20 protein-coding genes and 1 tRNA gene are annotated in these 23,444 nt (G+C 65.0%); 14 read left to right on the top strand and 7 right to left on the bottom strand.

Going from position 1 to position 23,444, the window contains the following annotated elements; genetic code table 11:
- Positions 1 to 76 precede the first annotated feature (76 nt).
- Together AC1DGP_RS00105 and AC1DGP_RS00100 are read left to right on the top strand one after the other, a co-directional pair.
- Complete coding sequence (locus AC1DGP_RS00105; protein ID WP_476831573.1) at positions 77 to 1,537, top strand: dihydrolipoyl dehydrogenase family protein; 1,461 nt, start codon at positions 77 to 79, stop codon at positions 1,535 to 1,537.
- Between the two features lie 9 nt (positions 1,538 to 1,546).
- On the top strand, positions 1,547 to 2,998 hold the full coding sequence (locus AC1DGP_RS00100) for a sensor histidine kinase (RefSeq protein ID WP_441490139.1): 1,452 nt from the start codon (positions 1,547 to 1,549) through the stop codon (positions 2,996 to 2,998).
- A 5-nt stretch (positions 2,999 to 3,003) separates the two neighbouring features.
- Here the strand turns inward: AC1DGP_RS00100 and AC1DGP_RS00095 are convergent, their stop codons facing one another.
- On the bottom strand, positions 3,004 to 3,633 hold the full coding sequence (locus AC1DGP_RS00095) for a S24 family peptidase (protein ID WP_441506025.1): 630 nt from the start codon (positions 3,631 to 3,633) through the stop codon (positions 3,004 to 3,006).
- A 168-nt stretch (positions 3,634 to 3,801) separates the two neighbouring features.
- Between AC1DGP_RS00095 and AC1DGP_RS00090 the strand changes: the two genes are divergently transcribed.
- Both AC1DGP_RS00090 and AC1DGP_RS00085 read left to right on the top strand, forming a co-directional pair.
- Positions 3,802 to 4,146 (top strand): DUF952 domain-containing protein, encoded by a 345-nt coding sequence (locus AC1DGP_RS00090; protein ID WP_441490141.1) that lies wholly within the window; start codon positions 3,802 to 3,804, stop codon positions 4,144 to 4,146.
- Complete coding sequence (locus AC1DGP_RS00085) at positions 4,143 to 5,234, top strand: quinone-dependent dihydroorotate dehydrogenase (protein ID WP_441490142.1); 1,092 nt, start codon at positions 4,143 to 4,145, stop codon at positions 5,232 to 5,234. Before AC1DGP_RS00090 ends, AC1DGP_RS00085 begins: the two co-directional genes overlap by 4 nt.
- A gap of 126 nt (positions 5,235 to 5,360) precedes the next feature.
- Here the strand turns inward: AC1DGP_RS00085 and AC1DGP_RS00080 are convergent, their stop codons facing one another.
- The 3 genes from AC1DGP_RS00080 to AC1DGP_RS00070 form a co-directional block, all read right to left on the bottom strand.
- Entirely contained in the window at positions 5,361 to 5,630 is a 270-nt protein-coding gene (locus tag AC1DGP_RS00080) for a DUF6460 domain-containing protein (RefSeq protein WP_069877667.1), read from the bottom strand.
- A gap of 85 nt (positions 5,631 to 5,715) precedes the next feature.
- Complete coding sequence (locus AC1DGP_RS00075) at positions 5,716 to 6,396, bottom strand: response regulator (RefSeq protein ID WP_441490143.1); 681 nt, start codon at positions 6,394 to 6,396, stop codon at positions 5,716 to 5,718.
- Positions 6,397 to 6,570: 174 nt separating this feature from the next.
- Positions 6,571 to 8,205, bottom strand: coding sequence for a cisplatin damage response ATP-dependent DNA ligase (locus tag AC1DGP_RS00070; protein WP_441506024.1), 1,635 nt, complete (start codon positions 8,203 to 8,205; stop codon positions 6,571 to 6,573).
- 155 nt (positions 8,206 to 8,360) lie between these two features.
- On the opposite strand from AC1DGP_RS00070, the gene AC1DGP_RS00065 reads away from it, so the two are divergent.
- Complete coding sequence (locus AC1DGP_RS00065) at positions 8,361 to 9,143, top strand: SGNH/GDSL hydrolase family protein (protein WP_441490145.1); 783 nt, start codon at positions 8,361 to 8,363, stop codon at positions 9,141 to 9,143.
- A gap of 16 nt (positions 9,144 to 9,159) precedes the next feature.
- Here the strand turns inward: AC1DGP_RS00065 and AC1DGP_RS00060 are convergent, their stop codons facing one another.
- Positions 9,160 to 10,203: a ligase-associated DNA damage response exonuclease gene (locus tag AC1DGP_RS00060; RefSeq protein ID WP_441490146.1), complete on the bottom strand. Its 1,044-nt coding sequence runs from the start codon at positions 10,201 to 10,203 to the stop codon at positions 9,160 to 9,162.
- Between the two features lie 42 nt (positions 10,204 to 10,245).
- On the opposite strand from AC1DGP_RS00060, the gene AC1DGP_RS00055 reads away from it, so the two are divergent.
- From AC1DGP_RS00055 to AC1DGP_RS00040, 4 genes are all read left to right on the top strand, one after another.
- Entirely contained in the window at positions 10,246 to 11,202 is a 957-nt protein-coding gene (locus AC1DGP_RS00055; protein ID WP_441490147.1) for a class I SAM-dependent DNA methyltransferase, read from the top strand.
- Positions 11,203 to 11,282: 80 nt separating this feature from the next.
- A complete protein-coding gene (locus AC1DGP_RS00050) occupies positions 11,283 to 13,772 on the top strand; it encodes a ligase-associated DNA damage response DEXH box helicase (RefSeq protein ID WP_441506022.1) in 2,490 nt (829 codons plus the stop codon).
- Between the two features lie 47 nt (positions 13,773 to 13,819).
- Positions 13,820 to 14,482, top strand: a complete 663-nt coding sequence (pdeM, locus tag AC1DGP_RS00045; protein WP_441506134.1) for a ligase-associated DNA damage response endonuclease PdeM — start codon at positions 13,820 to 13,822, stop codon at positions 14,480 to 14,482.
- 251 nt (positions 14,483 to 14,733) lie between these two features.
- Positions 14,734 to 14,808 (top strand) — tRNA-Thr (locus AC1DGP_RS00040).
- Between the two features lie 166 nt (positions 14,809 to 14,974).
- Here AC1DGP_RS00040 and AC1DGP_RS00035 read toward each other — a convergent pair.
- Complete coding sequence (locus AC1DGP_RS00035) at positions 14,975 to 15,328, bottom strand: hypothetical protein (RefSeq protein ID WP_441506021.1); 354 nt, start codon at positions 15,326 to 15,328, stop codon at positions 14,975 to 14,977.
- An 81-nt stretch (positions 15,329 to 15,409) separates the two neighbouring features.
- Between AC1DGP_RS00035 and AC1DGP_RS00030 the strand changes: the two genes are divergently transcribed.
- Positions 15,410 to 15,655: a helix-turn-helix domain-containing protein gene (locus tag AC1DGP_RS00030; protein WP_441506020.1), complete on the top strand. Its 246-nt coding sequence runs from the start codon at positions 15,410 to 15,412 to the stop codon at positions 15,653 to 15,655.
- Positions 15,656 to 15,717: 62 nt separating this feature from the next.
- Here AC1DGP_RS00030 and AC1DGP_RS00025 read toward each other — a convergent pair whose 3' ends face one another.
- Entirely contained in the window at positions 15,718 to 16,410 is a 693-nt protein-coding gene (locus tag AC1DGP_RS00025) for a hypothetical protein (RefSeq protein ID WP_441506019.1), read from the bottom strand.
- 293 nt (positions 16,411 to 16,703) lie between these two features.
- Between AC1DGP_RS00025 and AC1DGP_RS00020 the strand changes: the two genes are divergently transcribed.
- The 4 genes from AC1DGP_RS00020 to AC1DGP_RS00005 all read left to right on the top strand — a co-directional run bounded on the left by AC1DGP_RS00020 (position 16,704) and on the right by AC1DGP_RS00005 (position 22,852).
- The gene (locus tag AC1DGP_RS00020) at positions 16,704 to 17,918 is read left to right on the top strand and encodes a hypothetical protein (RefSeq protein WP_441506018.1); all 1,215 of its coding nucleotides are present in this window, start codon (positions 16,704 to 16,706) and stop codon (positions 17,916 to 17,918) included.
- Positions 17,915 to 18,418 (top strand): DUF4376 domain-containing protein, encoded by a 504-nt coding sequence (locus AC1DGP_RS00015; protein ID WP_441506017.1) that lies wholly within the window; start codon positions 17,915 to 17,917, stop codon positions 18,416 to 18,418. Before AC1DGP_RS00020 ends, AC1DGP_RS00015 begins: the two co-directional genes overlap by 4 nt.
- A 182-nt stretch (positions 18,419 to 18,600) precedes the next feature.
- Positions 18,601 to 19,542, top strand: coding sequence for an IS481 family transposase (locus tag AC1DGP_RS00010; RefSeq protein WP_476831572.1), 942 nt, complete (start codon positions 18,601 to 18,603; stop codon positions 19,540 to 19,542).
- Positions 19,526 to 22,852 carry a hypothetical protein gene (locus AC1DGP_RS00005; RefSeq protein WP_476831571.1) on the top strand — a complete coding sequence of 1,109 codons (3,327 nt, stop codon included), beginning with the start codon at positions 19,526 to 19,528 and terminating at the stop codon, positions 22,850 to 22,852. Before AC1DGP_RS00010 ends, AC1DGP_RS00005 begins: the two co-directional genes overlap by 17 nt.
- The last annotated feature ends 592 nt before the right edge of the window (positions 22,853 to 23,444 follow it).

The following is a 23,444-nucleotide window of genomic DNA, read 5'->3' as shown; positions in this document are numbered from 1 at the left end:
CCGGCGCGCCGGCCTTGATTCCTGCACTCTGACAACGCATCAGCAGGTAGCGGAAGGCAGATCAGGGAGAGGCGATGTGACCGGCAGTCCGGCGACGGCATCCAATACGACGCCGCTGACCCCCGACATCTGCGTTATCGGAGGCGGCGCCGCCGGACTTTCCCTTGCGACAGCAGCGGCACTCTTTGGCGTATCGGTCGTGCTGGTGGAGCGCGACCGCCTGGGGGGGGGCAAGGACGCTGTCATCTCGAACGCGCTGATCGCCGCCAGCACACGGGCGAGACTGCTCCAGGACGCCGGCCATTTCGGCATCGCTGCCGGTGCGCTGGATATGGATTTCGTCAAGGTGCAGGCGCATATCGCCGGCGTCGTCGCGGCACTGGCCCCCAACGAAACGGCCGAGCGCCTGGCGGCATTGGGCGTCACCGTGATCAACGGCGAGGCCCGGTTTCGCGACCGCAACACCGTACAGGTCGGCGATCGGGAAATCAGGGCAAGGCGCTTCGTCATCGCAACGGGCTCGCGCCCGGCGGCTCCGTCAATTCCCGGCCTGGACAAGACCCCTGTCCTGACAGTGGCATCCGTTCTCACCCTGAACCGCCGCCCGGAACGTCTGATCGTGCTCGGATGCGGCTCGGAAGGGGTTGAACTCGCGCAGGCGATGCACCGCCTCTGCAGCAGCGTCACGATCGTTGGATCCGAAGACCTGCTTGCCGACGAGGACCCGGAGGCCGTGATGCTGATCCGCCGCGCTCTGCTGCGTGACGGGATCGCGCTGTACGAACGGGCCACGATCCTGCGTGTCGAAACCCCGCGCAATCGCGTGCGCCTCGTCCTGGCCGGGACGAAGAGTGAAGCGGAACTGCCCCTGGAGGGCACGCACCTGCTGGTCACGAGTAACCGGCAGCCGGCGATCGCCGCGCTCGATCTCGAACTTGCAGGCATTGCCAGCGATGCCGGCGGCATTGTCGTCAACAAGGGCCTGCGGACGGCCAACCGGCGTGTCTTCGCCATTGGCGGCTGCGCCAGTGGAAACCGACACGGCGCTCACCTTGCTCATGCAGCGAGCCACCAGGCGAGCCTGGTTCTCCGCAATATCCTGTTCCGCCTGCCGGTGAAGACGGACGCAGCGGCGCTACCAAGAGTGACCTCCTGCGAGCCTGAGCTTGCCAGCATCGGCCTGTCGGAGGAGCAGGCCCACAGGGCGGCGCGGGACATCCGGATCCTGCGCTGGCCCTACGCCGAAAGCGACAAGGCGCAGGCCGAACGGCAGACGGAGGGCTTCGTCAAGCTCATCACCGACGGCAAGGGCCGCGTTCTCGGCGCCACCATCATTGGTGCCAAGGCCGGCGAGCTGATCGCGCCCTGGTGCCTGGCGATCGAGAAGGGGCTGAACGTCAAGGATATGGCCGGGCTGGTCCTCCCTTCTTCGACCTTCTCGGAACTCTCGAAGCGGGCTGCCCTCTCGGTCTACTCTCCGCTTGCGTCCCGGCCGGGCATTCGACGGCTTATCGGCTTCCTGCGCCGCTTCGGATAAGCTCGCCGCATGGAGTCGCCACGCCTCGACAAGCAGTCGCTTTCCGTCAGCGTACCACGCAGCCTGACGCGGCTCGGCCTTTCCGCAAAGCTGCTGCTGCTGACCGTGCTTTTCGTGATGCTGGCGGAAGTGCTGATCTACTTGCCGTCCGTCGCGAATTTCCGGCGCAACTGGCTGAATGACCGCCTCGCAGCCGCACAGATCGCCGTGCTGGTTCTTGAAGGCGCTCCGCCGGAGGGCCTGCCTGAAGGCAGCGAGAGCCGCCTGTTGATGGGCGTCGGCGCACGCGCCATCGCCGCCCGTGTCGGGGGTGCGCGGCGCCTTCTCAGCCTCGATTCCATGCCACCCGAAGTGGCGCGAACCGTGGATCTGCGCCAGATGGGCTGGCTCACCTCCATCATCGAGACTCTCGACACTCTGATTACGCCTGCCCATGACACGCCGATCCGGGTCATCGGCGAGGCGGTCGGCGGCGCCGACTTCGTCGAACTGATCATCGACGAGGCGCCGCTGCGCCGCGCGATGCTGGTGTTCTCAGCCAATATTCTGCTGTTGTCGCTGCTGATCTCGGGGCTGACGGCGGGACTGGTCTATCTTGCCCTGAACTGGCTCATCGTCGGCCCGATCCGCCAGGTCGCCGCCAATGTCATGGAGTTCGAGGCCGACCCGGAGAACCCGCACCGGATCATCACGCCGAGCCAGCGCGCGGACGAGATCGGCGAGGCCGAACGGGCGCTCGCACGCATGCAGATGACGCTGGCGGACGAGCTGCGCACCAAGAAGCACCTCGCCGAACTCGGCCTGGCGGTCAGCAAGGTCAACCACGACCTGCGCAATATGCTGGCTGCGGCCCAGTTGATGTCGGACCGGCTGACCGAAACGCGGGACCCGAAGATCAGGCGCTTTGCGCCGCGCCTGATCGCCACGCTCGACCGCGCCATCGCCTTCTGCCAGGCGACGCTGGCCTATGGCCGCGCCGCCGAGGCGACGCCGACCCTGCGCGAGGTCGCGCTTCGGCAGCTTGTGGCCGATGCGGGCGAACTGCTCGGCCTCGCGGAAAGCCCGACCGTGAGCTTCGCCAACGAGGTTCCGGCGGAACTCATCCTGCCCTGCGACCCCGACCAGATGGCGCGCGTCCTGCTCAATCTCATGCGCAATGCCGTCGAGGCGCTGACCCGTGCGGGCGCCGAAGCCGGCCGCCAGCCGACCCTGACCATCAGTGCGGCGCGCGAGCTTCATGAGGTCGTTCTGCGCGTCTGCGACAATGGTCCCGGCGTTCCGGAACGGGCAAAGGCCAATCTGTTCCAGGCCTTTCGCGGCTCGGTCAATCCCGGCGGCACCGGGCTGGGCCTCGCTATCGCGGCGGAACTCGTCCGCCTGCATGGCGGCTCGATCGCGCTCGAACCCTCGAAGATCGGAGCCGTCTTCAAGGTGGCGCTGCCGATCAGAGGCGGGAACTGAGGGCCCTACTGGCTCGCCCAGATCACCCGCGCCATGAAGGCGATCTCGGATGATGCGAGCACCCGGTCGGGCTGCTCGGGATTGAGCGAGGCGAGTTCGACGGTCCTGGCAGTTTCGCGCTTGAGCTGCCTCGCCAGCACCTCGCCTTCAATGGTCATGACCACGACCCGGTCGCCTCGCCTCACGGCAGCCGCCGGAGAAACGATGATGATGTCGCCATCGCGGTAGATCGGCAGCATCGAATCGCCGGCGATCTCAAGCGCATAGGCTTTCTCGTCGGACAGGCCGGGAGACGCGACCTCCTCCCAGCCGGAGCCGGCGGGCAGGCCGCTGCCATCGAAGAATCCACCCAACCCCGCCTGTGCGAAACCGAGCAGGGGAATGGTGGGCGCGGGCGCCGCGGCGCGGTGCATCACCACGCTCATGAACTCGTCGAGCGAAGCGCCAGTAGCCCCCAGGATCTTGGCGATCGACTCGGTCGAGGGCCAGCGCTCGCGGCCATCCGGGCCGATGCGCTTGGAGCGGTTGAAGGTCGTGGCGTCGAGGCCGGCCCTGCGCGCCAGCCCCGACGGCGTGAAGCCGTAGCGCTGGGCCAGTGCATCGATCGCGCTCCAGATCTGGTTATGGGACAGCATCGGACAGGCCTCTGATCCTGATGTGCCGGGAGAGCAGGACAAGGATAGGAAATATCCCCTACTCGATGAGACCTCAATCTGATTTCCGATGAACGGGTCCGGGATGATTTGCCCGGAGCCGGTTGCACCCGCTATGGCGTGTACAACGCCGAACCAACGAGACGTCCCGTGCCCCTCATCTACAAGATCTGCCCCGAACAGCTCTGGCGTGACGCTGAGCTCGCCGGGTCATTCAACGGCGCTGCCATCGATCTCGCCGACGGCTACATCCATTTCTCCACAGGCGGACAGCTTCGCGAAACGGCAGAAAAGCACTTCGCCGGTCAGAGTGGCCTCCTGCTGATCGCCGTGGACGATACGGCACTCGGCTCGGCGCTGCGCTACGAACCCTCGCGCGGCGGCGCGCTCTTCCCGCATCTCTATTCGGCCCTCGCCCCCAAGATCGTGCGCTGGATTGCGCCGCTCGCCACGGGGACGAATGGCAGCCCCGTCATTCCGGAGGACATTTCGTGATCGGCAGCCTCTTCAACCTCGCCCGGCCCCTGATCCACAAGCTGGATGCCGAGATGGCGCATCGCCTGACGGTTGCCGCACTGGCGGCCGCACCGGCGTTGAAGCCGGCTGCCGACGATCCGATCCTGGCGACCGAGGCTTTCGGGCTCGCCTTCGCGAACCCGATCGGCCTGGCGGCCGGCTTCGACAAACATGCTGAGGCGGTCGATGGCGCCCTGGGGCTCGGCTTCGGCTTTGTCGAGGTCGGTGGCGTGACGCCGCTGCCGCAGCCCGGTAATCCGCGCCCGCGTGTCTTCCGGTTGCCCGAAGACGAAGCCGTCATCAACCGGTACGGATTGAACAGCGAGGGCATGGAAGCGGTCGCGGCCAGGCTCGCAGCCCGCCGCAAGCGCGGCGGCATCGTTGGCGTCAATCTCGGCGCCAACAAGGACTCCGCCGACCGCGCCGCCGACTACGCCATCCTGGCCAGGCGGCTCGCGCCGCTTGCCGATTTCCTCACGGTCAACGTCTCCTCGCCCAACACGCCCGGCCTGCGGGATCTGCAGGCGGAATCGGCGCTGGACGACCTGATCGCGCGAGCGCTCGCCGCCCGCGACGAGGCCGGACAGGCCACAAGCCGCCGCACGCCCGTTCTGCTCAAGATCGCCCCTGACCTGACGCTGCCTGAACTCGACGGCATCGTGGCCGTGGCTCGCAGGCGTGCGATCGACGGCATGATCGTCTCCAACACCACTGTCGCACGGCCGGACAGCCTGCGGGGAGCCTCTCGCGGCGAAACCGGCGGCCTCTCGGGCCGACCGCTCTTTGCGTCCTCGACCCGCATCCTCGCCGAGACCTATCGGCGCGTCGAGACGCAGTTCCCGCTGGTCGGTGTCGGCGGCGTCGACTCCGCTTCCGCCGCCTTCGCCAAGATCAGGGCCGGCGCCAGCCTGGTGCAGTTCTATTCGGCGATGGTCTTCAAGGGGCCCGCCCTCGTGAGCGAGGTCAAGACGGGGCTGGTGCGTGAGGCCCGCCGTGCCGGGGCGAGCCGGATTGCGGACCTAGTCGGCCGCGATGCCGAGGCGATCGCGCGGGGAGAGGGGCTGTAAGGCGCAGCCAGCGTCTCGGGCCGTGGCGCTCACGCCATGGCCGGCTTGCGCCGCATCCGATGTTCTAGCCTTCTGTGTTTGCATCGGCTTTCCCGAAAGCCGCAATCCACTTTTCGGGCCGATGCTTTAGCGCCGCGAGGCGAACAGGCGAGAGAGCAGCCAGATCGGGACCACGACCAGCGCTCCTGCGAGCACCCATTGGCCGACCTCGCGCACGGCGCCAAAACCGAGATCACCAAGCGACCGCAGGAAGCGCGCCACGGCGTCGAAAAGTCCGCGCGGCGTCAGCCCGAGAAAGGCCATGGCGGCGCCGACGAGCAGTGAAATGAAGATCAGCCGGACAAGAACGCTGAGAAACGAACCGCCCAGGAAGTGATCGAGATTGCCATTGGCCATTGCCGGAATTCCTATCGATAGACGAGACGGGCCATAGAACGGTTGAACCGCGCCTGAATGGCGAACAGCCGCCTCATCGGAACGCTCAGATCGTCGCCGACGCGCCCGCCGTCGCCCATGCCGTTCCCGCGATCTTCGAGGCGGCTATCACGGCCTGCGTACGGCTGTCGACATTGAGCTTGGTCAAGATGGCCGAAACATGGGCCTTCACCGTCGCCTCGGAGACCCCGAGCTCATAGGCGATCTGCTTGTTCAACAGCCCTTCCGAGAGCATCATCAGGACACGGACCTGTTGCGGCGTCAGCGTCGACAGCCGCCGCACCATGTCGGCGATCTCGGCATCGACCGGCGCTGAAAGATCGACCCCCGGCGGAGTCCAGACGTTGCCCTCGAGCACCGCTCGAATGGCCTCGCCCATCTGCTCGACCTCGGCCGTCTTCGGCAGGAAGCCAAGCGCCCCGAACTCGATGCAACGGCGGATCACAGCCGGGTCGTCATTGGCCGAGACGACGATGACCGGGATTTCCGGGTGATCGGCCCGCAGGAACAGCAGGCCGGAAAAACCCTGGACGCCGGGCATCGTCAGATCGAGCATGACGAGATCGGCGTCCCCGTCCTCGGCCAGCGCTTTCGTCAAAGCCTCGAGCGAACCAACCTCGCTCACTTCCGCCCCTTCCAACGCATGCGATACGGCCTGACGCAAGGCGCCGCGAAAGAGCGGGTGGTCATCTGCGATGACGATATGCGTCGGTGTTTGCCGGTTCATGCTGTCATCCCCTCCACAGCCCTGCCTATTCTGCCCCATAGGCGGGCGCAGGCTCAAGCATTTCAAGCCGATAAGACGGTATGAGCGCTGCAAACCGGCACGGAAGCCTGTGAACCAGAATGGCGCTTGCGGCAACGCAACAGAATATTCGCCTTTAGACTCCGGACCGACACTTCAGCCCTGCACCGGCAGGAGCGTCTCCAGCGCCTCGATACGGTCCGCCTCACGCGGCGGCTTATCCCAGCGAATGCGGCTGATCCGGGGAAAGCGCATGGCGAGTCCGGATTTATGCCGGGTCGAACGCTGCAGCCCCTCGAAGGCGACTTCCAGCACCAGTCCCTTGTCGGCTTCATGCGTGACCTCTCGCACCGGGCCGAAGCGGTTCAGCGTGTTGCGGCGCACGAAGCGGTCGAGCTCCAGCAACTCCTCGTCGGTGAAGCCGAAATAGGCCTTGCCGACCGGCACGAGTTCCTCGCCTTCCTCCGTCGTTCGCCAGACGCCGAAGGTGAAATCCGAATAGAAGGACGAACGTTTGCCGTGACCACGCTGGGCGTACATCAGCACGCAATCGACCAGCCGCGCATCCCGCTTCCACTTGTACCAATACCCTTTCGGCCGGCCGGGCAAATAGGGCGAATCAAGGCGCTTGATCATGCAGCCCTCGACGGCTTCGGCATCGACGCCGGCTCCAGAGGCCTCGGGGTCTGCGCGCGCGGCCGCCAGTTCCTCCCAATCGCTGAAGGCGATCGGCGGTGACAGATCCACCACTGCGGAGGACAGCCGCGCGACAAAGGCCACGAGCCGCTTGCCGCGTTCGGCGAGCGGCAAGTCGCGAATGTCCTCCTCGCCATCGACGAGCAGGTCATAGGCCCGGATATGAGCCGGATACTCCGCCAGCATCTTCGCGGTGACGCTCTTGCGGTTCAGCCGTTGCTGAAGCGTGTTGAAGCTCTGGACGGCATTCTCGCGGCGCACCAGCAATTCGCCGTCGAGTGCGCCGTCGAGAACGAGCGCCTCCGTGACATCCGGGAAGGAGGCGCCGATATCCTCGCCGGTCCGTGAATAGAGCCGGGTGATGCGGGCCCCATCGGCGCGCGTGCCGCTGACCGCCTGAACGCGGATTCCGTCCCATTTCCACTCGGCCTGGAACTCCGCCGGAACGAGCTTGTCGAAATCGCCCTCCTCGATCGGGTGCGAGAGCATGGCGGGGCGGAAGGGCGCCGGATCCGTCGCGGCCGGCCGCGGTCCCCTGCCTTCCAGCCAGGCGAAGAGCGGCTCATAGGGCGGCTCCAGCCCGTGCCAGACCTGCTCGATCTCGTCGGGCTCGACACCGCCGAGGCTCGCCGCTGCCGTCTTGGCGAGCCGGGAGGAGACCCCGATACGCAATGCGCCGGTGATGAGCTTGAGCAATGCCCAGCGTCCGGTCTCATCGAGCGCATCGAGCCAAGACGCGATCAGGCGGGGCAAGTCCGTCTTGCCGGAGTTTCGCAGGCCCGAGACGACATCGGGCAGGTGTGGCGCCGCATTCGCACCGTGCCGGGCCGGCCACATCAGGGCTATGGTCTCCGAGAGATCGCCGACATAGTCGTAGGATAGCGCAAACAGCACCGGGTCCGTACGCTCGGCGATCAGCGCCCGGATCAGGCCCGGCTTGGCGTTCTGGAACACCAGGCCGCCGGTCATCGCGGCCAGTGCCAGCCCCCGGTCCGGATCAGGCGTAGTGCGCAGGTAATCCGCGATCAGCGCGAGCTTCGCATTGCGGCGCGGTTCATAGGCAAGCCTGTCGAGCAACCAGGCGAAACGGTTCATCCTGCCCTCCCCCGCAGCAGTTTCAGGCAAACGTCAAGGCTGGCGCCGGGGCCCTGCCTGTCCCGAAATTCCCTCATCAGGCCATTCACCGGCGTTCAGTCTCCATTCATGAACGAAACCTTACCAGCCAAGGGAGCAGTCATGAGGATGTCGGGATGCGCGCCGCGATGCGGTTCTTTGCCGTGAATCTCATTGTGGCCTTGGCATTCGCAACGTTGCAGATCGGCAGCGCTGCAGCCGCGTCCTTTGAATGCCGGGAAACGCCGATGATGCAGGCGGCGATACCGCTCCCTGCCGTCGCAGCCAAGATCAGCCGCGAGCATAAGCTCGACATCCTGGCCATCGGCTCGTCTTCCACGGAAGGGATCGGCGCGTCCTCCAAGGACAAGAGCTACCCCGCCCGTCTGCAGAAGCTGCTTGGTCAGAGCTGGCCCAATGCCGCCATCAGCGTCACCAATGCCGGGATCGGGGGCGAAACCGCCCCGCAGACGATCGCGCGCCTGAAAAGGGCCCTGAGCGAGCGGCGCTATGATCTCGTCATCTGGCAGGTCGGCACCAATGATGCGGTGCAGGGTGGTGATCTCGCCGCCTTCGAGGCCATGGTCTCCGACGGCATCACGGCAGTCCGCCAGGCCGGCTCCGGTCTCGTGATCCTCGACCCGCAGTATTTTCCGACGGTGAAGGATCCCGAACGGTATCGCAGCTTTGTCGAGGCCATCGCAGACACGGCACGCAGCCGCTCGATCCCCGTTCTCTCGCGCTACAACACGATGCGCGACTGGCATCGGCGCGACGCCAATGCGTTCGCCGCGGTGCTCGCCAGTGACGGCTTCCATATGAGCGACACCGGTTACGATTGCCTGGCGCGGGACATGGCCGTCTCGCTGCTCGGCATGACGCTGCCCGGCCGCTCCCACACCGCGCAGGCCGCACAGTAGAGGCGGCTGCCGGCTGCTAGAGCTGCGCGGCATCGGCCGTCTCGCTCACGGTTTCGGCCTCGCCCTCGTCGCCATAGCCGACAAGATGCAGCGGCTTCGCGTTCAGTCCGACCGTCCCGCACCAATGGACCAATGCGTCGGCCTCACCATGGGTGACCCAGATCTCGCCGGCGCCGGTTTCTCTGATCGTTGCCTGAAGATCGCCCCAGTCGGCATGATCTGAAACGATCAGCGGCAATTCCACGCCCCTCTGCCGCGCTCTCGCCCGGATCCGCATCCAGCCAGACGCGAAGGCGGTCACGGGGTCCGGAAATTTCCGCGCCCAGAGATCCTGAATCGAGCTTGGCGGGCAGATGACGATCTCTCCGGCCAGCGCCTTCCGATCGCTCGCCGAAACCAGGCGCGTCTCCCCGACGGGAACTCCTTCCGAAGCGTAGAACTCCGTCAGGGTCTCGAGCGCACCATGGATATAGATGGGCCGCTCGTAGCCGGCCTCGCGGATCAGAGCCATGACACGCTGCGCCTTGCCGAGCGAATAGGCGCCGACGATATGCGTCCGCTCGGGAAAGAGCCTGACCGATTCCAGCAGCTTGGCGATTTCGGCACCGGCCGGCGGATGGCGAAACACCGGCAGGCCGAATGTCGCCTCGGTGATGAAGACATCACAGGAAACCGGTTCGAAACCGGCGCAGGTCGGGTCGCGTTCGCGCTTGTAATCGCCGGAGACGACGATCCGCAGCCCCTTGCTCTCGACCACGATCTGGGCGGAGCCAAGGACATGCCCTGCCGGGACGAAGCGGATATCGACCGGACCGATCGACGTCATCGCGCCCGGCACCGCCTCCTGCCGGCTCTGCGTAAAGCCCTCGCCATAGCGCAAGGCCATGATCGCCAGCGTCTCGCGCGTCGCCAGGACGGCGCCGTGTCCCGCCCGCGCATGGTCGGAATGGCCATGGGTGATCAGCGCCCGCGCCACCGGGCGAACCGGATCGATATGAATGTCAGCCAGCGGGCAATAGAGGCCGGCCGGCGTCGGGATCAACAGCTCCGAAGGGCGCATTGTCTGGTCTGGTGCATGGGCGTGAGATAAAGTCGATCGCTCATGGAAAAAATCCAGCCTCGTTTCTCGACGTCGTCCGGCGATCCCCGACTCGACCGCCGCTATGAATGGGCGGCCGCCGCGCTCTCCGAGGGAGACGCCGCAACAGCCGTCGATCTCCTCGATCAAACGCTCGGGGAGGCGCCGGGTTTCGTCGCGGCCTGGCATCTCTACGGCAAGGCCAAGGCGAAACTTGGCAGCAAGGAGGAGGCCGCGGAAGCATGGCGGCAATGCCTGGTTCTCGATGATGCGGATCATCTCGGCGCCAGGCTCGATCTCGCGCGCATCGGCGCGATTCCGGCGGAACTGGCCGCCTCCGATGCATTCTCCGGCCGTCTCTTCGACGAATACGCCGAACGTTTCGATAGTCACCTCGTAGAATCCCTGTCCTATCATGGTCCAGCCCTGCTGAAGGACGCACTTGCGCGGGCCTGTGCAGCGCAAAACCGCGCCCTGTCCTTCGCCATGACACTCGATCTCGGTTGCGGCACCGGGCTGATGGGCGAAGCGATCAGAGCCGAAACCGAGTTTCTCGCCGGCTGCGATCTCTCGGCCCGGATGATCGAGAAGGCGCGCGCCAAGTCACGCGATGACGGAGGCCCGCTCTATGACAAGCTCGCCGTGGCGGGCCTCGTCGAATTCCTCGCAAGCCGCCGCGATGCGTCGGCCGATCTGGTCATCGCGGCCGATGTCTTCGTCTATCTCGGCGAACTTGCGCCGGCCTTCGCTCAAACGGCGCGGGTTCTGACAGCCACGGGCCTGGTTGCCTTCACCGTGCAGGATCATGACGGCGAGGACGTGATCGTCGGTGAGGATCGTCGTTTCGCCCATGGCGAACGCTGGCTCCGGCGGCAGTTGTCCGAAGCTCGGTTGACGCCGCTCCTGCTGGAGGCCGCAAGCACGCGGAAGGACCGCGGGAAGCCGGTGCCGGGGCTGGTTGTGGTGGCGGCGCGCGCTTAGGCCAACGCAAGGTCTCAGGGTCCCATGGCCCAAAGGGGCGGGATTTCACTCTCGCCCCGCACCGCCTATCTCTATCCCGCATGGATGCCCCCGCCGCCTCCCTCCCGCCAGGATTCGCCGACTGGTTCGCTTATCGCGGCTGGACTGCACGCCCGCATCAGCTTGCATTGCTGGAAGAGGCGCGCGCCGGGCGCTCGACCCTGCTCGTCGCGCCGACCGGCGCCGGCAAGACGCTTGCGGGCTTCCTGCCCTCGCTGGTCGAGCTCAGCGAGGGCAATGGCCGCCGTGACGGCCTGCACACCCTCTACATCTCGCCGCTCAAGGCTCTCGCTGTCGACATCGCCCGCAATCTCGAGACGCCGATCCGGGAGATGGCGCTGCCGGTCACGGTCGAGACCCGCACGGGAGACACCTCCGCCGCCAAGCGCACCCGGCAGATCGCGCGACCGCCGGACATCCTGCTGACCACGCCGGAACAGCTCGCCCTCCTGGTCTCGCACCGGGATGCGAAGCCGTTCTTCGCCAGCCTCAGGCGCGTCGTGCTCGACGAGTTGCACGCGCTCGTCACCTCGAAGCGCGGCGACCTGCTTTCGCTCGACCTGGCGCGGCTGCGCAAACTCGCGCCAAAACTCTCGGCTGTGGGCCTCTCGGCGACGGTGCGCGAGCCGGCCGACCTGCAGCGCTATCTCGGCGGGGTCGGGACTTCGGCCGGGCTGGTCGCCGTCAAGGGCGGGGCAAGCGCGCGGATCGGCATCCTGCAATCCGCCAACCGCCTGCCGATGGCCGGGCACACCACCGGCCATGCCATTCGCGACGTCTACAAGGCGATCGGCGATCACCGCCTGACCTTGGTCTTCGTCAATACGCGCATGCAGGCCGAGTTCATGTTCCAGGGCCTGTGGAACATCAATGACGACAATCTGCCGATCGCGCTGCATCACGGCTCGCTCGACGCCCAGCAGCGCCGCAAGGTCGAGGCGGCGATGGCCGCGGGCAAGCTGAAGGCCGTCGTCTGCACCTCGACGCTGGATCTCGGCATCGACTGGGGCGATGTCGACCTGGTCATCAATATCGGCGCGCCGAAGGGCGCGAGCCGGCTGATGCAGCGCATCGGCCGCTCGAATCACCGCATGGACGAGCCGTCGCAGGCCCTGCTCGTTCCCTCCAATCGCTTCGAACTTCTGGAATGCCGCGCCGCCCTCGACGCTGTCGCTGAAGCCGCTCAGGACACGCCTGAGCCCCGTATCGGCGCGCTCGATGTGCTGGCCCAGCACGTGCTCGGCATCGCCTGTTCCGACGGTTTTGCTCCGGACGCGCTCTACGAGGAGGTGCGCACCGCGTCGCCCTATGCCGGCCTTGCGCGGGTCGATTTCGACGCCGTGGTCAATTTCGTCGCGACCGGCGGCTATGCCCTGCGCAGCTATGAACGCTTCGCCAAGCTCCGGCGGGGCAAGGACGGGCTCTTCCGCGCAAGCAACCCGCGCGTGATCCAGCAATATCGCATGAATGTCGGCACCATCGTCGAATCGACCATGCTCAAGGTCCGGCTTGGCCGGCTGCGCAGCGCAAGGCCCGGCCAGCCCGGCATGCTGAGCCGCGGCGGCCGTATCCTGGGTGAGATCGAGGAGTATTTCGCGGAGACGATGACGAGCGGCGACACCTTTGTCTTCGCAGGCGAGGTGCTCCGCTTCGAGGGTATCACCGAGAACGAGGTCGTCTGCTCGCGCACCAATCCGGGCACCGACCCAAAGATCCCGTCCTATGCCGGGGGCAAATTCCCCCTCTCGACCTTCCTCGCGGCCCGCGTGCGCGCCATGCTCGCCTCGCCGCAGGAATGGGCCAGGCTGCCGGACGAGGTGTCCTCCTGGCTGCATGCGCAAAGGCTGAAGTCGCGCCTGCCCAAACCCGGCGAGTTGCTGGTCGAGACCTTTCCGCGCGGTGGGCGGTTCTATCTTGTCGCGTACCCGTTCGAGGGCCGCCTCGCCCATCAGACGCTCGGCATGCTGCTGACGCGGCGGCTGGAGCGGGCCCGCATGAGACCGCTCGGCTTCGTCTGCAACGATTACGGTATCGCGGTCTGGACGTTGGGCGACATGTCGGCGGCGGTCGCCCGTGGAGCGCTCTCGCTCGACGAACTGTTCGCCCAGGACATGCTCGGCGACGATCTCGAGGCATGGCTCGCCGAATCGGCTCTGATGAAGCGCACCTTTCGCGCCTGCGCCATCATTGGCGGGCTGATCGAACGCCGCTTCCCCGGGCAGGAGAAGAGCGGCCGGCAGGTCACGATGTCGAGCGATCTCGTCTACGACGTGCTGCGCCAGCACGAGCCTGACCACGTGCTGCTGAAAGCCGCATGGGCCGACGCTGCAACAGGCTTGCTCGATATCCAGCGGCTCGCTCAAATGCTGACACGAATCAGCGGCCGGATCGTGCATCAGCCGCTGGACCATGTTTCGCCGCTCAGTGTTTCGGTAATGCTCGAAATCGGACGCGAGGCGGTTCATGGCGAGGCAGCCGACGAGATCCTGGCGGAGGCTGAAGCGATGATGCTCGAAGAGGCGATGGCGTGACGCTGCCCGCAACCAACGAATTTTCAGCCCGTGAGGCGGGAGCACTCATGCTCGGGCGGCTCGCAATCGTCCCCGATCTCTCGGGCGCGCTGTGGCTGCCCGAAGAGCGCACGCTCGTCGTAGCCGATCTGCATCTGGAAAAAGGCTCGGCCTATGCGGCGCGCGGCATCTTCCTGCCGCCCTATGATTCCGCGACGACGCTGGCGACGCTGACGGCCGCGATCCTGCGTCACGCTCCAGCGCGCGTCATCGCGCTTGGCGACAGCTTTCACGACCGCGGCGCGGAGGAGCGGATCAGCAGTGACGATCTGCGCTCCCTGCACCTGCTGCAAAAGGGCCGTGACTGGCTCTGGGTGACCGGCAACCACGACCCCGCGATCAGCCGGACGATGGGCGGCGAAACTGCGGCCTGCCTCGCGATTGCAGACGTCGTGCTGCGCCACGAACCCGATGCGGCTGAGGCCGGCTTCGAGATCGCCGGGCATCTCCACCCGGCGGCCAAGATCAGGATGCGCGGGCGGGCCCTGCGTCGCCGCAGTTTCGCGCTCTCCGGGCGGCGCTGCATCCTCCCGGCCATGGGCGCCTATGCCGGCGGGCTGAACCTTCGCGATGCCGCCTTCCGTCCGCTTTTTCGCGACGGTCTGACGGCGCATATGCTCGGCGACGGCAGGCTCTTCCGGATCGATCGGCAGTTGCTGCTGGCGGACTGATGCGGGGCCATCGTTCCCGGAGAGCGCCAGCGCACCCGGCTCTGAGCTGAAGCAATCTCTCCATTACCAATGGAGTGCTCGACAGCAGCAGGATCGCCGAGAAGGACCGGTTCCGACTTTTTCACATGCTGTTTGCCCGCTACGGGTTGCGTCCGGCGGGGGCTTGTGGCATCAGGACGCCGCTTCGGAACGACGCCGCGCCTGCCATCGCCGATTTCGCGATTGAACGGCGCTTCAAGGCTTACGGTCCTGCTGCGGTAGCTCAGTGGTAGAGCACTCCATTGGTAATGGAGAGGTCGAGAGTTCAATCCTCTCTCGCAGCACCAGCCCATCCTATTGAAAAGATAAGCATAATTCTGATCGCGCTCTCAGCCAGAGAGCGACCGGATTTTGGCTTGGCAACATACTGGTAACACCCGAGCTCGTTTGCAGCGCTGAGACGAAAGAAGCCGGCCCCAAAGGACCGGCCTCTTTGGTGGAATGCGATTGAGCTCACTCGCCCGATACCGGATCCTTCATCGGGTCCAGCCCCGCAAACTTCAGAAGCAGGCGGCGGGCCATGGACACCTCCCAATCAAGATCCTCGTCTTCGCCGAGCCAGCTTGCCGGCATGACATGGTCTAGCAGGATCCGGACCTGTGCGGCCCGCTCCGCCGGGGAATTAGCTGGCATCGAGAGCGCCTTTTCCACGAGGGCGGAATGATCATCGAGGATCGCCTCGCCTTCCTCGCCATCTACATCGCCGATGGCATAGTCCAGTTCCGTGAGCTGCCATTCCGCCAGGGAGAGGACGGATACGGTTGTGTCAGCGGCAGAGGCGGTAGAGATTGGGGCGAAAGCGTTCATGGCCGTATGTCCTTAGGGGTTGCGATCAACAGTTTCTGTTGATAATCTGCGCCTGCATCGCAGTCAACAGAAAATGTTGAAATGACCCCAAGCCAATCCCGAGCCGCCCGAGCGCTCATTGATATGACACAGCCGCAGCTCGCCACCGCCGCGGGCGTCGGGCTGTCCACCGTCGTGGATTTCGAGAAGAACCGCCGCACGCTTCCGCAAGAGACGATTGCGAAGCTACGTACGGCGCTTGAAGCGGCAGGCCTTGAGTTCATCCCCGCGAGCGACAAAGGCGTCGGCGTTCGGTTCATGAAGCCAGGCGAGCCCGTCACCCCCTAAAAGCGATCCCCCCCCTGGGGAGGGGGTGGGAGTATTTCTCGGCGAGCCCCGGATCCCGCTCGCTAAATTTTTGGTTTTTGCAAATCCTCGGGGGACGGCCTTGGCCGGCCCTTGACCTGCAGGAGCCTGCGCCGCGCCAGTTGTGCGCGGACGAATGCCATTGGACTTTGCTCAGGCAATCGACGCCTGCGATCGAGCCTGATAGGCCCGAGGAGTTCCTCGCGCGTCAACTTGGACGGGCTGATGCACGTCTGGATGTCAGGAAACTCGATCCAGCGGATCCTCCTCCACTTTCTGGCGTGCAGTGCAGCGGCCAAGAGGTAGTTGATCTCCCGCCGGATCGTGAGGTGTGCGCCCACGAGCCACTCGTCGGGCGGGTCGCCGCCAACGAGATCCGCGCGGCGCCTCTCAGCGTAGGCAATGCAATGGCGAGGCTCGATCTCCTGCAGCGCCATCTGTCCAAAATACTGGCCAATGCGCTTTGCTATTTCCAGTTCGTGTTTCTGAAAATGGCCCTTCGGCGTGAGCGGCGCGAGCACAAAATCCGCGATCACGCGAGCAACTGATATCCCCATAACGGGGCACGGCGCCGAAAGAGTGACGCCTTCGCCGAGTTCGGAAAGCCACCATCCGTAGAGCTGCTCGGCTTCTTTGCGGCGGTTGGTTCCGAGTCGGATGTAGACATCGTAGGGCGGCATGGGGTCGGAAAAGCTAATCGACCATTGATATCCAGTTTTCAAAAGTTCACTTTGCATTTCTTAGCCCTCTCATTGAAGCGAAAGCGCCAATATCAACGTATCACAATCGCGATTTAACCGATATGATAGGCTTTGTATCCAATTTAGCTTTTGTTGCTCGTCGTATTATTTTCAACTAGGCCGAATGAATACATCGGGCTGGCGCCACTCCCATTCAAAAATGGCGCCAAAACCCAAGGCGAAGCCATGATAAGACTTTGATCCTCACAACAGGCATGATATCTTAATTGCAGTAGGCGTTCTCATCCTGGTCTCGCCGCGCCAGATCCCAGCTTTCCGGGTGAGAACCTATGGCGCAGCCGCAACCCTACGATCGTCAGTTCAATTTCCAGGACTTCCAGTCCCAGAATCCGACGTCGCCATTGCCTGGAGATCAGGTCGATGCCGAATTCAATTCGGTCAAGGTCACGATCGACCAGACACTGGTGAACCTCAAGAAACTCCAACGCGACGACGGCGCGTTGAAGAATGGCATTGTCACCAACGACTCGCTGTCCCCCTCCTTGTCGATCGGCTTCACGCTGCAAGGACCGTGGGAACTCGGCGCCAACTACGTCGTCGGCGACGGCGTCACCTTTGGCGACAGCTTCTATCGCGCGCTCGTCGCGAACCTCTCGACGAACCTGAACCGGCCGGATGTGGATGCGGTTACGTGGGAAGAGGTCGCGGATTTCGCGGTCATCTCCGCGGATGCGGCGGCGAGCGCTGCGGCTGCCTTGGCTTCGCAGAATGCTGCGGCGGGCAGTGCAGCCGCGGCAGCAGGCTCCGCGACGGCAGCGGCCGACAGTGCCACCACAGCGGGCGGCTTCGCGACGGCAGCGGCCGGTAGCGCTGCTGCGGCGGATGCGTCGGCGGATGCCGCGGCCGCTTCGGCGCTGGATGCCGCGAACACCGTCGGTGACGCGACAGACGCGGTCCGATGGGATGTCGTTCAGTCGCTCACGGCTCCGCAGAAGCTTCAGGCCCGCAGCAATATCGGCTTGGTTGCGGTGGCCGCGTCGGGTTCCGCAGCCGACTTGACGACAGGCACGCTACTGGAAGGCCGGCACCGGACAGGTTCTGTAATCGGCAGCGTCTATGCCGAATACACGATCAATGCCGCCCTAACCGCCAACATCCCAATCGACGACACGATACCCCAAGTCGGTGAGGGAACGCAGATCCTATCCGTTGTGATCACCCCGAGCTCAACGACCAGCAAGCTCCGGGTCAGGTTCCGCGGGACGCTTTCTCCAGGGACGGCGGCGCAATGGCTGACCAGCGCGATGTTCGTGAACGGCGCCGCGAACGCGGTAACGGCTGACACCGTGTTCGGCGCTGCCGCGAACAGTGGCTATGCGGGGGCCCTTGAATACGAGTTCACGCCCGGGTCCACCGCCTCGCAGACCATCACGCTCCGAGTGGGAGCGAGCGCCGGAACTATCGCTCTCAACGGGCAGACGGCCCAGCGCTTTTTCGGCGGGGCTCAGCGCGCGACGCTTGTGGCCGAGGAGATCAAGGGATGAGCTACACGATCCTCTCCGCGACCTATGCGAACGTCGACAACACAGCAGCCCTCCTCATGACTGAAGAAGCCGGGGCGGTCATCTGCTCTGCGGCCGATCAGCCTGTCGAGTGGGCGGCGCTTATAGAAGGCCCTGTTCCCGTCGCACCGTATCCAAACGCGATGGACGATCTGACGGCGTACGCCCGAACCACGCGCAAGGCACTTGAGGTAGGCGGCATCACGCTTGGCGGCGTCGCGGTGGCTACGGACGGCGAGAGCCAGCGCAAGGTGCTTGGCGCCTATGTCGCGGCATCGCGCGATCCGAATTGGACGACGGTGTGGAGCGCGGCCGACGGCTCCGACCACCCCATCGACACGCCGACCATGTTGGCGATCGGTGACGCGGTTCAGGCCCACATCAACGCACTCTTCGTGAAGCAGTCCGCGGTGCTCGCCGCCATCTCCGCCGGCACGATCACCACACCCGAGCAGGTCGATGCGGCGTTCGCACGCGAGTGACATGGCACCCGCGAGCGGCCAGTTGCACGACAGGAGGATCCTTTGACGCACCCCCAACAGTCTCCGCTTGCGCCTAGCGGAGCCGTCTCACCTAGTTGTCGAAGCTATGAAGGTTGTTCATCCGGGCCGGTGCTGAGAGGCTGGGGTTGCGAAGCTCCAACGCCTGCGCCGGAGGTGCCCGGATGAACGTCCATCAGAATGCCCGTTTGACGCCTTGCGGTCGAGCCCTGCTGGCAGAGCGGGTCGAAGGGGGCTGGTCCGTCAAGGCGGCGGCACTGGCTGCGGGCGTCTCGGGCCGCACGGCGCATACCTGGCTTCGCCGGCATCGGCAGGGCGGCGAGCGCAGGTTTCACGACCGCAGCTCAGCCCCGCATCACTGTCCGCATGCAACGCCTGTGCAGCGTGTTGCCGAGATCGAGGCGCTGAGGCGTCGCCGGCTGAGCGGCCCGCAGATCGCCGTTGCACTCGGCATGCCGCGCTCAACCGTGGGAGCGATCCTGCGCCGTCTGGGATTGAACCGATTGTCGGCGCTGGAGCCGAAACCCGAGATCCTGCGCTACGAGCGCGCCGCGCCGGGCGAGTTGCTCCACCTCGACATCAAGAGCCTGGGCCGGATCGACGGCGTCGGCCACCGCATCACCGGCAACCGCACCGGCCCAGGCCGCAATCGCGGCATCGGCTGGGACCATCTCCATGTCGCGATCGACGATGCCTCGCGGCTGGCCTTCGTCGAAGTTCTGCCAAGCCTCGGCCGGGACGACGCGACGGCCTTCCTCGAACGCGCGCTCGCCTGGTTCGGTCGTCTCGGCGTCACCGTCGAACGGGTGATGACCGATAACGGCTCGGCCTATCGCTCGAAGCTCTTCGCAGCCGCGCTCGCAAAGGCCGGCGCCCGTCATGTCCGCACCCGGCCCTACACCCCGCGAACCAACGGCAAGGCCGAGCGCTTCATCCAGACCAGTTTGCGTGAATGGGCCTATGCAAGACCCTATCAGAGCTCGGCAGAGCGCCACGCCGCCATCGGACCATGGGCCGACAACTACAACCTCTCTCGCCCTCACTCAGCCCTCGGCGGAAAGTCGCCATGGACAAGACTGAACAACCTTCTTGGAAACGACACCTAGTGCTCGCTATCTGGTCACAGGGCCGGACGGCACGAAGTACCACTTCACGGCGCCCAATGAGGCCGCCTTGAATGAGGCGATAGACGAGTTCTTCAGCGAGCCCGAGCAAAGCAACGCACCTGAATCAGTCCCTGCGAAGCCGGCCGTGGCACTATCGTCCACTCCCGACTTTGCAAAGATCAAGCGCAACATTCAGCGCATGATGGACCAGGGCGCCCCGGAGTGGGAGATCGACCAGTACGTTGCGGAAGAGGGGACGACGGCCGAAGCGCTTCGCGCGGCCCCCAAGCCCGGCGGGGGACCAAATCAGGATCCAACGGTTGCCCCCTCTGCACCCCTCGCAGCTTTCCAGCCCCCAAACTTCGCACCCCGCCCGACGCCGGCACAAGCGGCGAGCGATCCGTTTTGGCAGAACTCCAGGGCCCGCGCGAACGAAGCGGCGACCGAAGACGCCAAGTACGTGGCCCTTGGCCATGGGCCTCGCCAAGCGTCCAGCGTTCCGCTCGATCAGCGTGGTTACGCGCCAGTAGAAGCCGCGGCCCAGGGCGGCGCACGCACCGCAGCGGATTTGGCGGGGCTCCCTGTCGATACGGCTACGGCGTTCAACAACGCAGCGCGAGCTACGATCAATCTGCCTTCCTTTGTGAAGAGCAAGATAACCGGCCAGCCCTTCAATCCGCCGTTGCCTCCTATCACCAATCCGATGGGCGGAAGCGACTGGTTCGCGGATCGCGCGTCCGAGGTCGCGACCGCAGCGGGCATCGAGCCGCTCGACTACGAGAGCATGAACGCTCGGGCCAAGACTGCCTACCAGGCGACGCGCTTTGGCCTTGGGGGGCTTCTGCAGGGGCTTGGCCTTCGTAATGTTGCCACGGCTCGCGTGCCTTCAGAAACGCCGCGCCTGGCCGACGAGCTCCTAGCCCCATACGCTGGGAAGAGCGCGTCCAAAACCTTGGCTCGAGACACGATCGCGGGCGCCGGAACCGGTACGGGCCTTGCGGCTGTCGACACCGTGCTGCCTGAGGATTACCGCGGCCCGATCACGTCCCTGCTGGCCGGCCTCGCTGGCGGTGTCGGCGCTGCAACTCTGGCCGATGCTGTTACGGTTGGCCCTAAGGCCGCCTACGCTTGGGCGACTGCTGGCCGCCCCGATCGCAACATCAGCTTCAACCCCGACGGCTCTTATGTGAGCAAGGGCGCGGCTAATGATGCTGCCAGGTTCCTGCAGGCCGAGGCCGGTGGCCAGATCGCGGCCCGTGAAGCAGCCGACACCATCGGCAGGAACGCAGCAGAGTTCGAGGCGATGGGGGCTCCGGTCCCAACGACTGGCCAGATTTCGGAGAATGTCGGTCTCGCCCGCGTCGAACGTGGTGTTCGCAACACGAGTTCGCCGGCCACCAACCCGTTGTTCGAGCGCGATCGCGAAATCAATACGTATGCCGGCCAGCAGGTGCGCGGCATGGCGCCGCCTGATGCGGATCCAAACCTCTATCCGAAGGCGGCGGGAGAGGTTGCGGCCGGGATGCGGGCGCCGATCGAGGCAGACTTATCGCGAGCGGCAGCTGGTCAGGAAGGCATCGTCACGCAGCGAGTTGCGGAAGCCACTGATGTGGCCGACGGCGCCGCCACGCGTCAGGTCAAGGCCAGCCAGCAGCTCGACGCCGTCGTGACCGGCGATATGGCAAAACTCCGCTCCGAGCGCGCCGACGCTCTGAACAGCTCCACCATCGATCCGCAAAACGAAATCCGGCTCGACGCAACGCCGATCTATGATGCGGCCGATCGCGCGCTCGAGGCCGGCGTCAATCTGCCCGACGCATTCCGGAAGCACACACCCGTCGCTTCGGAGCTCGCAGGCAAGCGCCCTCACGACGTGACAGTCGAGAGCCCGATCTTGGACGCCAGCGGTCAGCCGATCGTCCGCCAGGAGACGCGCGGCATTTCCGAGATGAGCCTGACGGAACTGAACGAGATGCGCCCGATTCTGGCGCAGCTTTCGAACACTTACGAGAAGGCGATTGGATCGGGGAACACCGCGGCGATCCAGCAGCGCGAGGCCGTCGATGGCCTGCGCGCCGCGATCAACAAGCAGCTTCACGACTACGCTGCGAACGGCGGCACACCGCAGGCGGAGAGGCTTGCGAAGGGGCTAGAACTCGGTGACGAGTTCAACACCCGATATCGCGAGCCCGGCCCCGGCGATCCGGTCGTCAAACTCTACGACGATATGCGCAAGGAGCGCGGCGATCTGACGGGCCGCACGCTGACGCCGCCCGAGCAAACCGCTGGGCGATTCATCAAGGAACCCGAGCAAGGCGGCATCCAGGGCATGCAGTCGCTCAACCGCGTTATGGAAGCGTCGAGCGATCCCATTGCCATCGCCAACGCGCGGCGCGATTTCATGATCGGGCTGGCGGCGTCAAAAATCGTCGAGAATGGCAAGGTCAATCCGAGACGCCTTGGCCGCTTCATGGATGAGTGGGGGCCGGTCATCGATCAGGCGCCCGAGACCAAGGCGGAGTTTGCGAACCTGCTCAACAAGGCACGGCGCGGCGAGTCGATCGAGGACGGCTTCACGCAAGCGATCGAGGCCGCCCAAGGCCGGCTGAAGCTGACGGAAGCGGAGATCGCCGACAGCGCGCTGGCCACAGTCATCGGCGCGACTGGCCGCAAGGGTATTCAGGCGATCGTCGGTAGCCGCAATCCGCCGGCGCAGATGGCCGATCTGATCAGCCGCCTGGAGAAGGTGCCCGGTGGAACGGATAGCGTGCGCCGCGCGCTGGCCGACTATCTCGCCGATCGCGTGACGAACACGAACCGCCAGGCGACGACCGACGGCGGCCTTCCACCTTCCTATGCCAAGCTCGTCGGTCTGGAGAAGGACCCCGATCTGGACCGCCTAATTGCTGCGGCCTGGAAGGATGATCACGAGGCGATGCAGGCGCTGCAGCGCGCCCGACGTGTCCTCGAGCCTCGGGAGTTCCTCGCCACCGTGCAGGGAACCGCCGGTTCGCCGACCGCCAGCAACATGGCTGCAGCGATGCGTATGCTGGAACTCGGGCTTCGAACCGTCCAGGGCGGCTTTCGCGGCGGCAACACCGCACGCAACATCAAGGTCGGGCTCGGGAGCCTGCTGAGGGGCCGAGACAACGAGGTGATCAACCTCGTCGCGCGGAGCCAGGTGGACCCCGGGGTCGCGCGTCATCTCCTGTCCAAGGAACTGGCGGAAGACCCCGCTCAGTGGGCATCCAAGATGCGCAAGATCCTGAACTGGGAGGAAGCGGCGCGTCAGATGAACGAAGACGGATGAGCGGTGGCCCTGGCCATCCCTCGCCAGCCACTCATTGCGGTGAGAATCGCTGTGTTTTTGGCAATGCCTCCGGAGCGGAGTTTTAGCGAACCGGTGAAACGCCCCCGTTACTCGGTAAAAAAGAAACGCCGATCCGAGGTTTTGTAACAGGAATCCCAAATCGGCCGCCGATCTGGATTTTCGTTGCAGAGCCCTGGAAACGCGTGTCTTGGACACGCGGACGATGTCTCCGCCCTTAGGAGGCCCGTCGCTCCGAAAGGGGTGGCGGCCCTTTTTGCGTTAAGCGCCTTGGGGCGGATAGCTTCCCCAAGAGTCCGCGATCCTCCCGTCTCCTACTGGTTGTGTGTGGTCCTTCGAATTTTGCGCTCTGTAGGCCTAGCAGTTCAAAAAGGACGAAAGCGAAAGATATTCCCTGATTTTGTAAGTGTTTTGCCTTGCTCTGCATGTATTATTCGATGCCGTAAACCGAACATTGACATTGGCTGTGTCGACGTGTAGATTGGTTTTTGTCGATATTTGCTTGGACGGTCCTTGTTATTTTCGCGCTTTGGCGCGGCTCTGATGAACTCCCCCTTTCGAAATCGTTCTGAAC

It is taken from the genome of Allobosea sp. 05T433 (genome assembly GCF_056396065.1).
The sequence above is the reverse complement of the archived record's forward strand: the minus strand, read 5'-3'. Positions and strand labels throughout refer to the sequence as shown.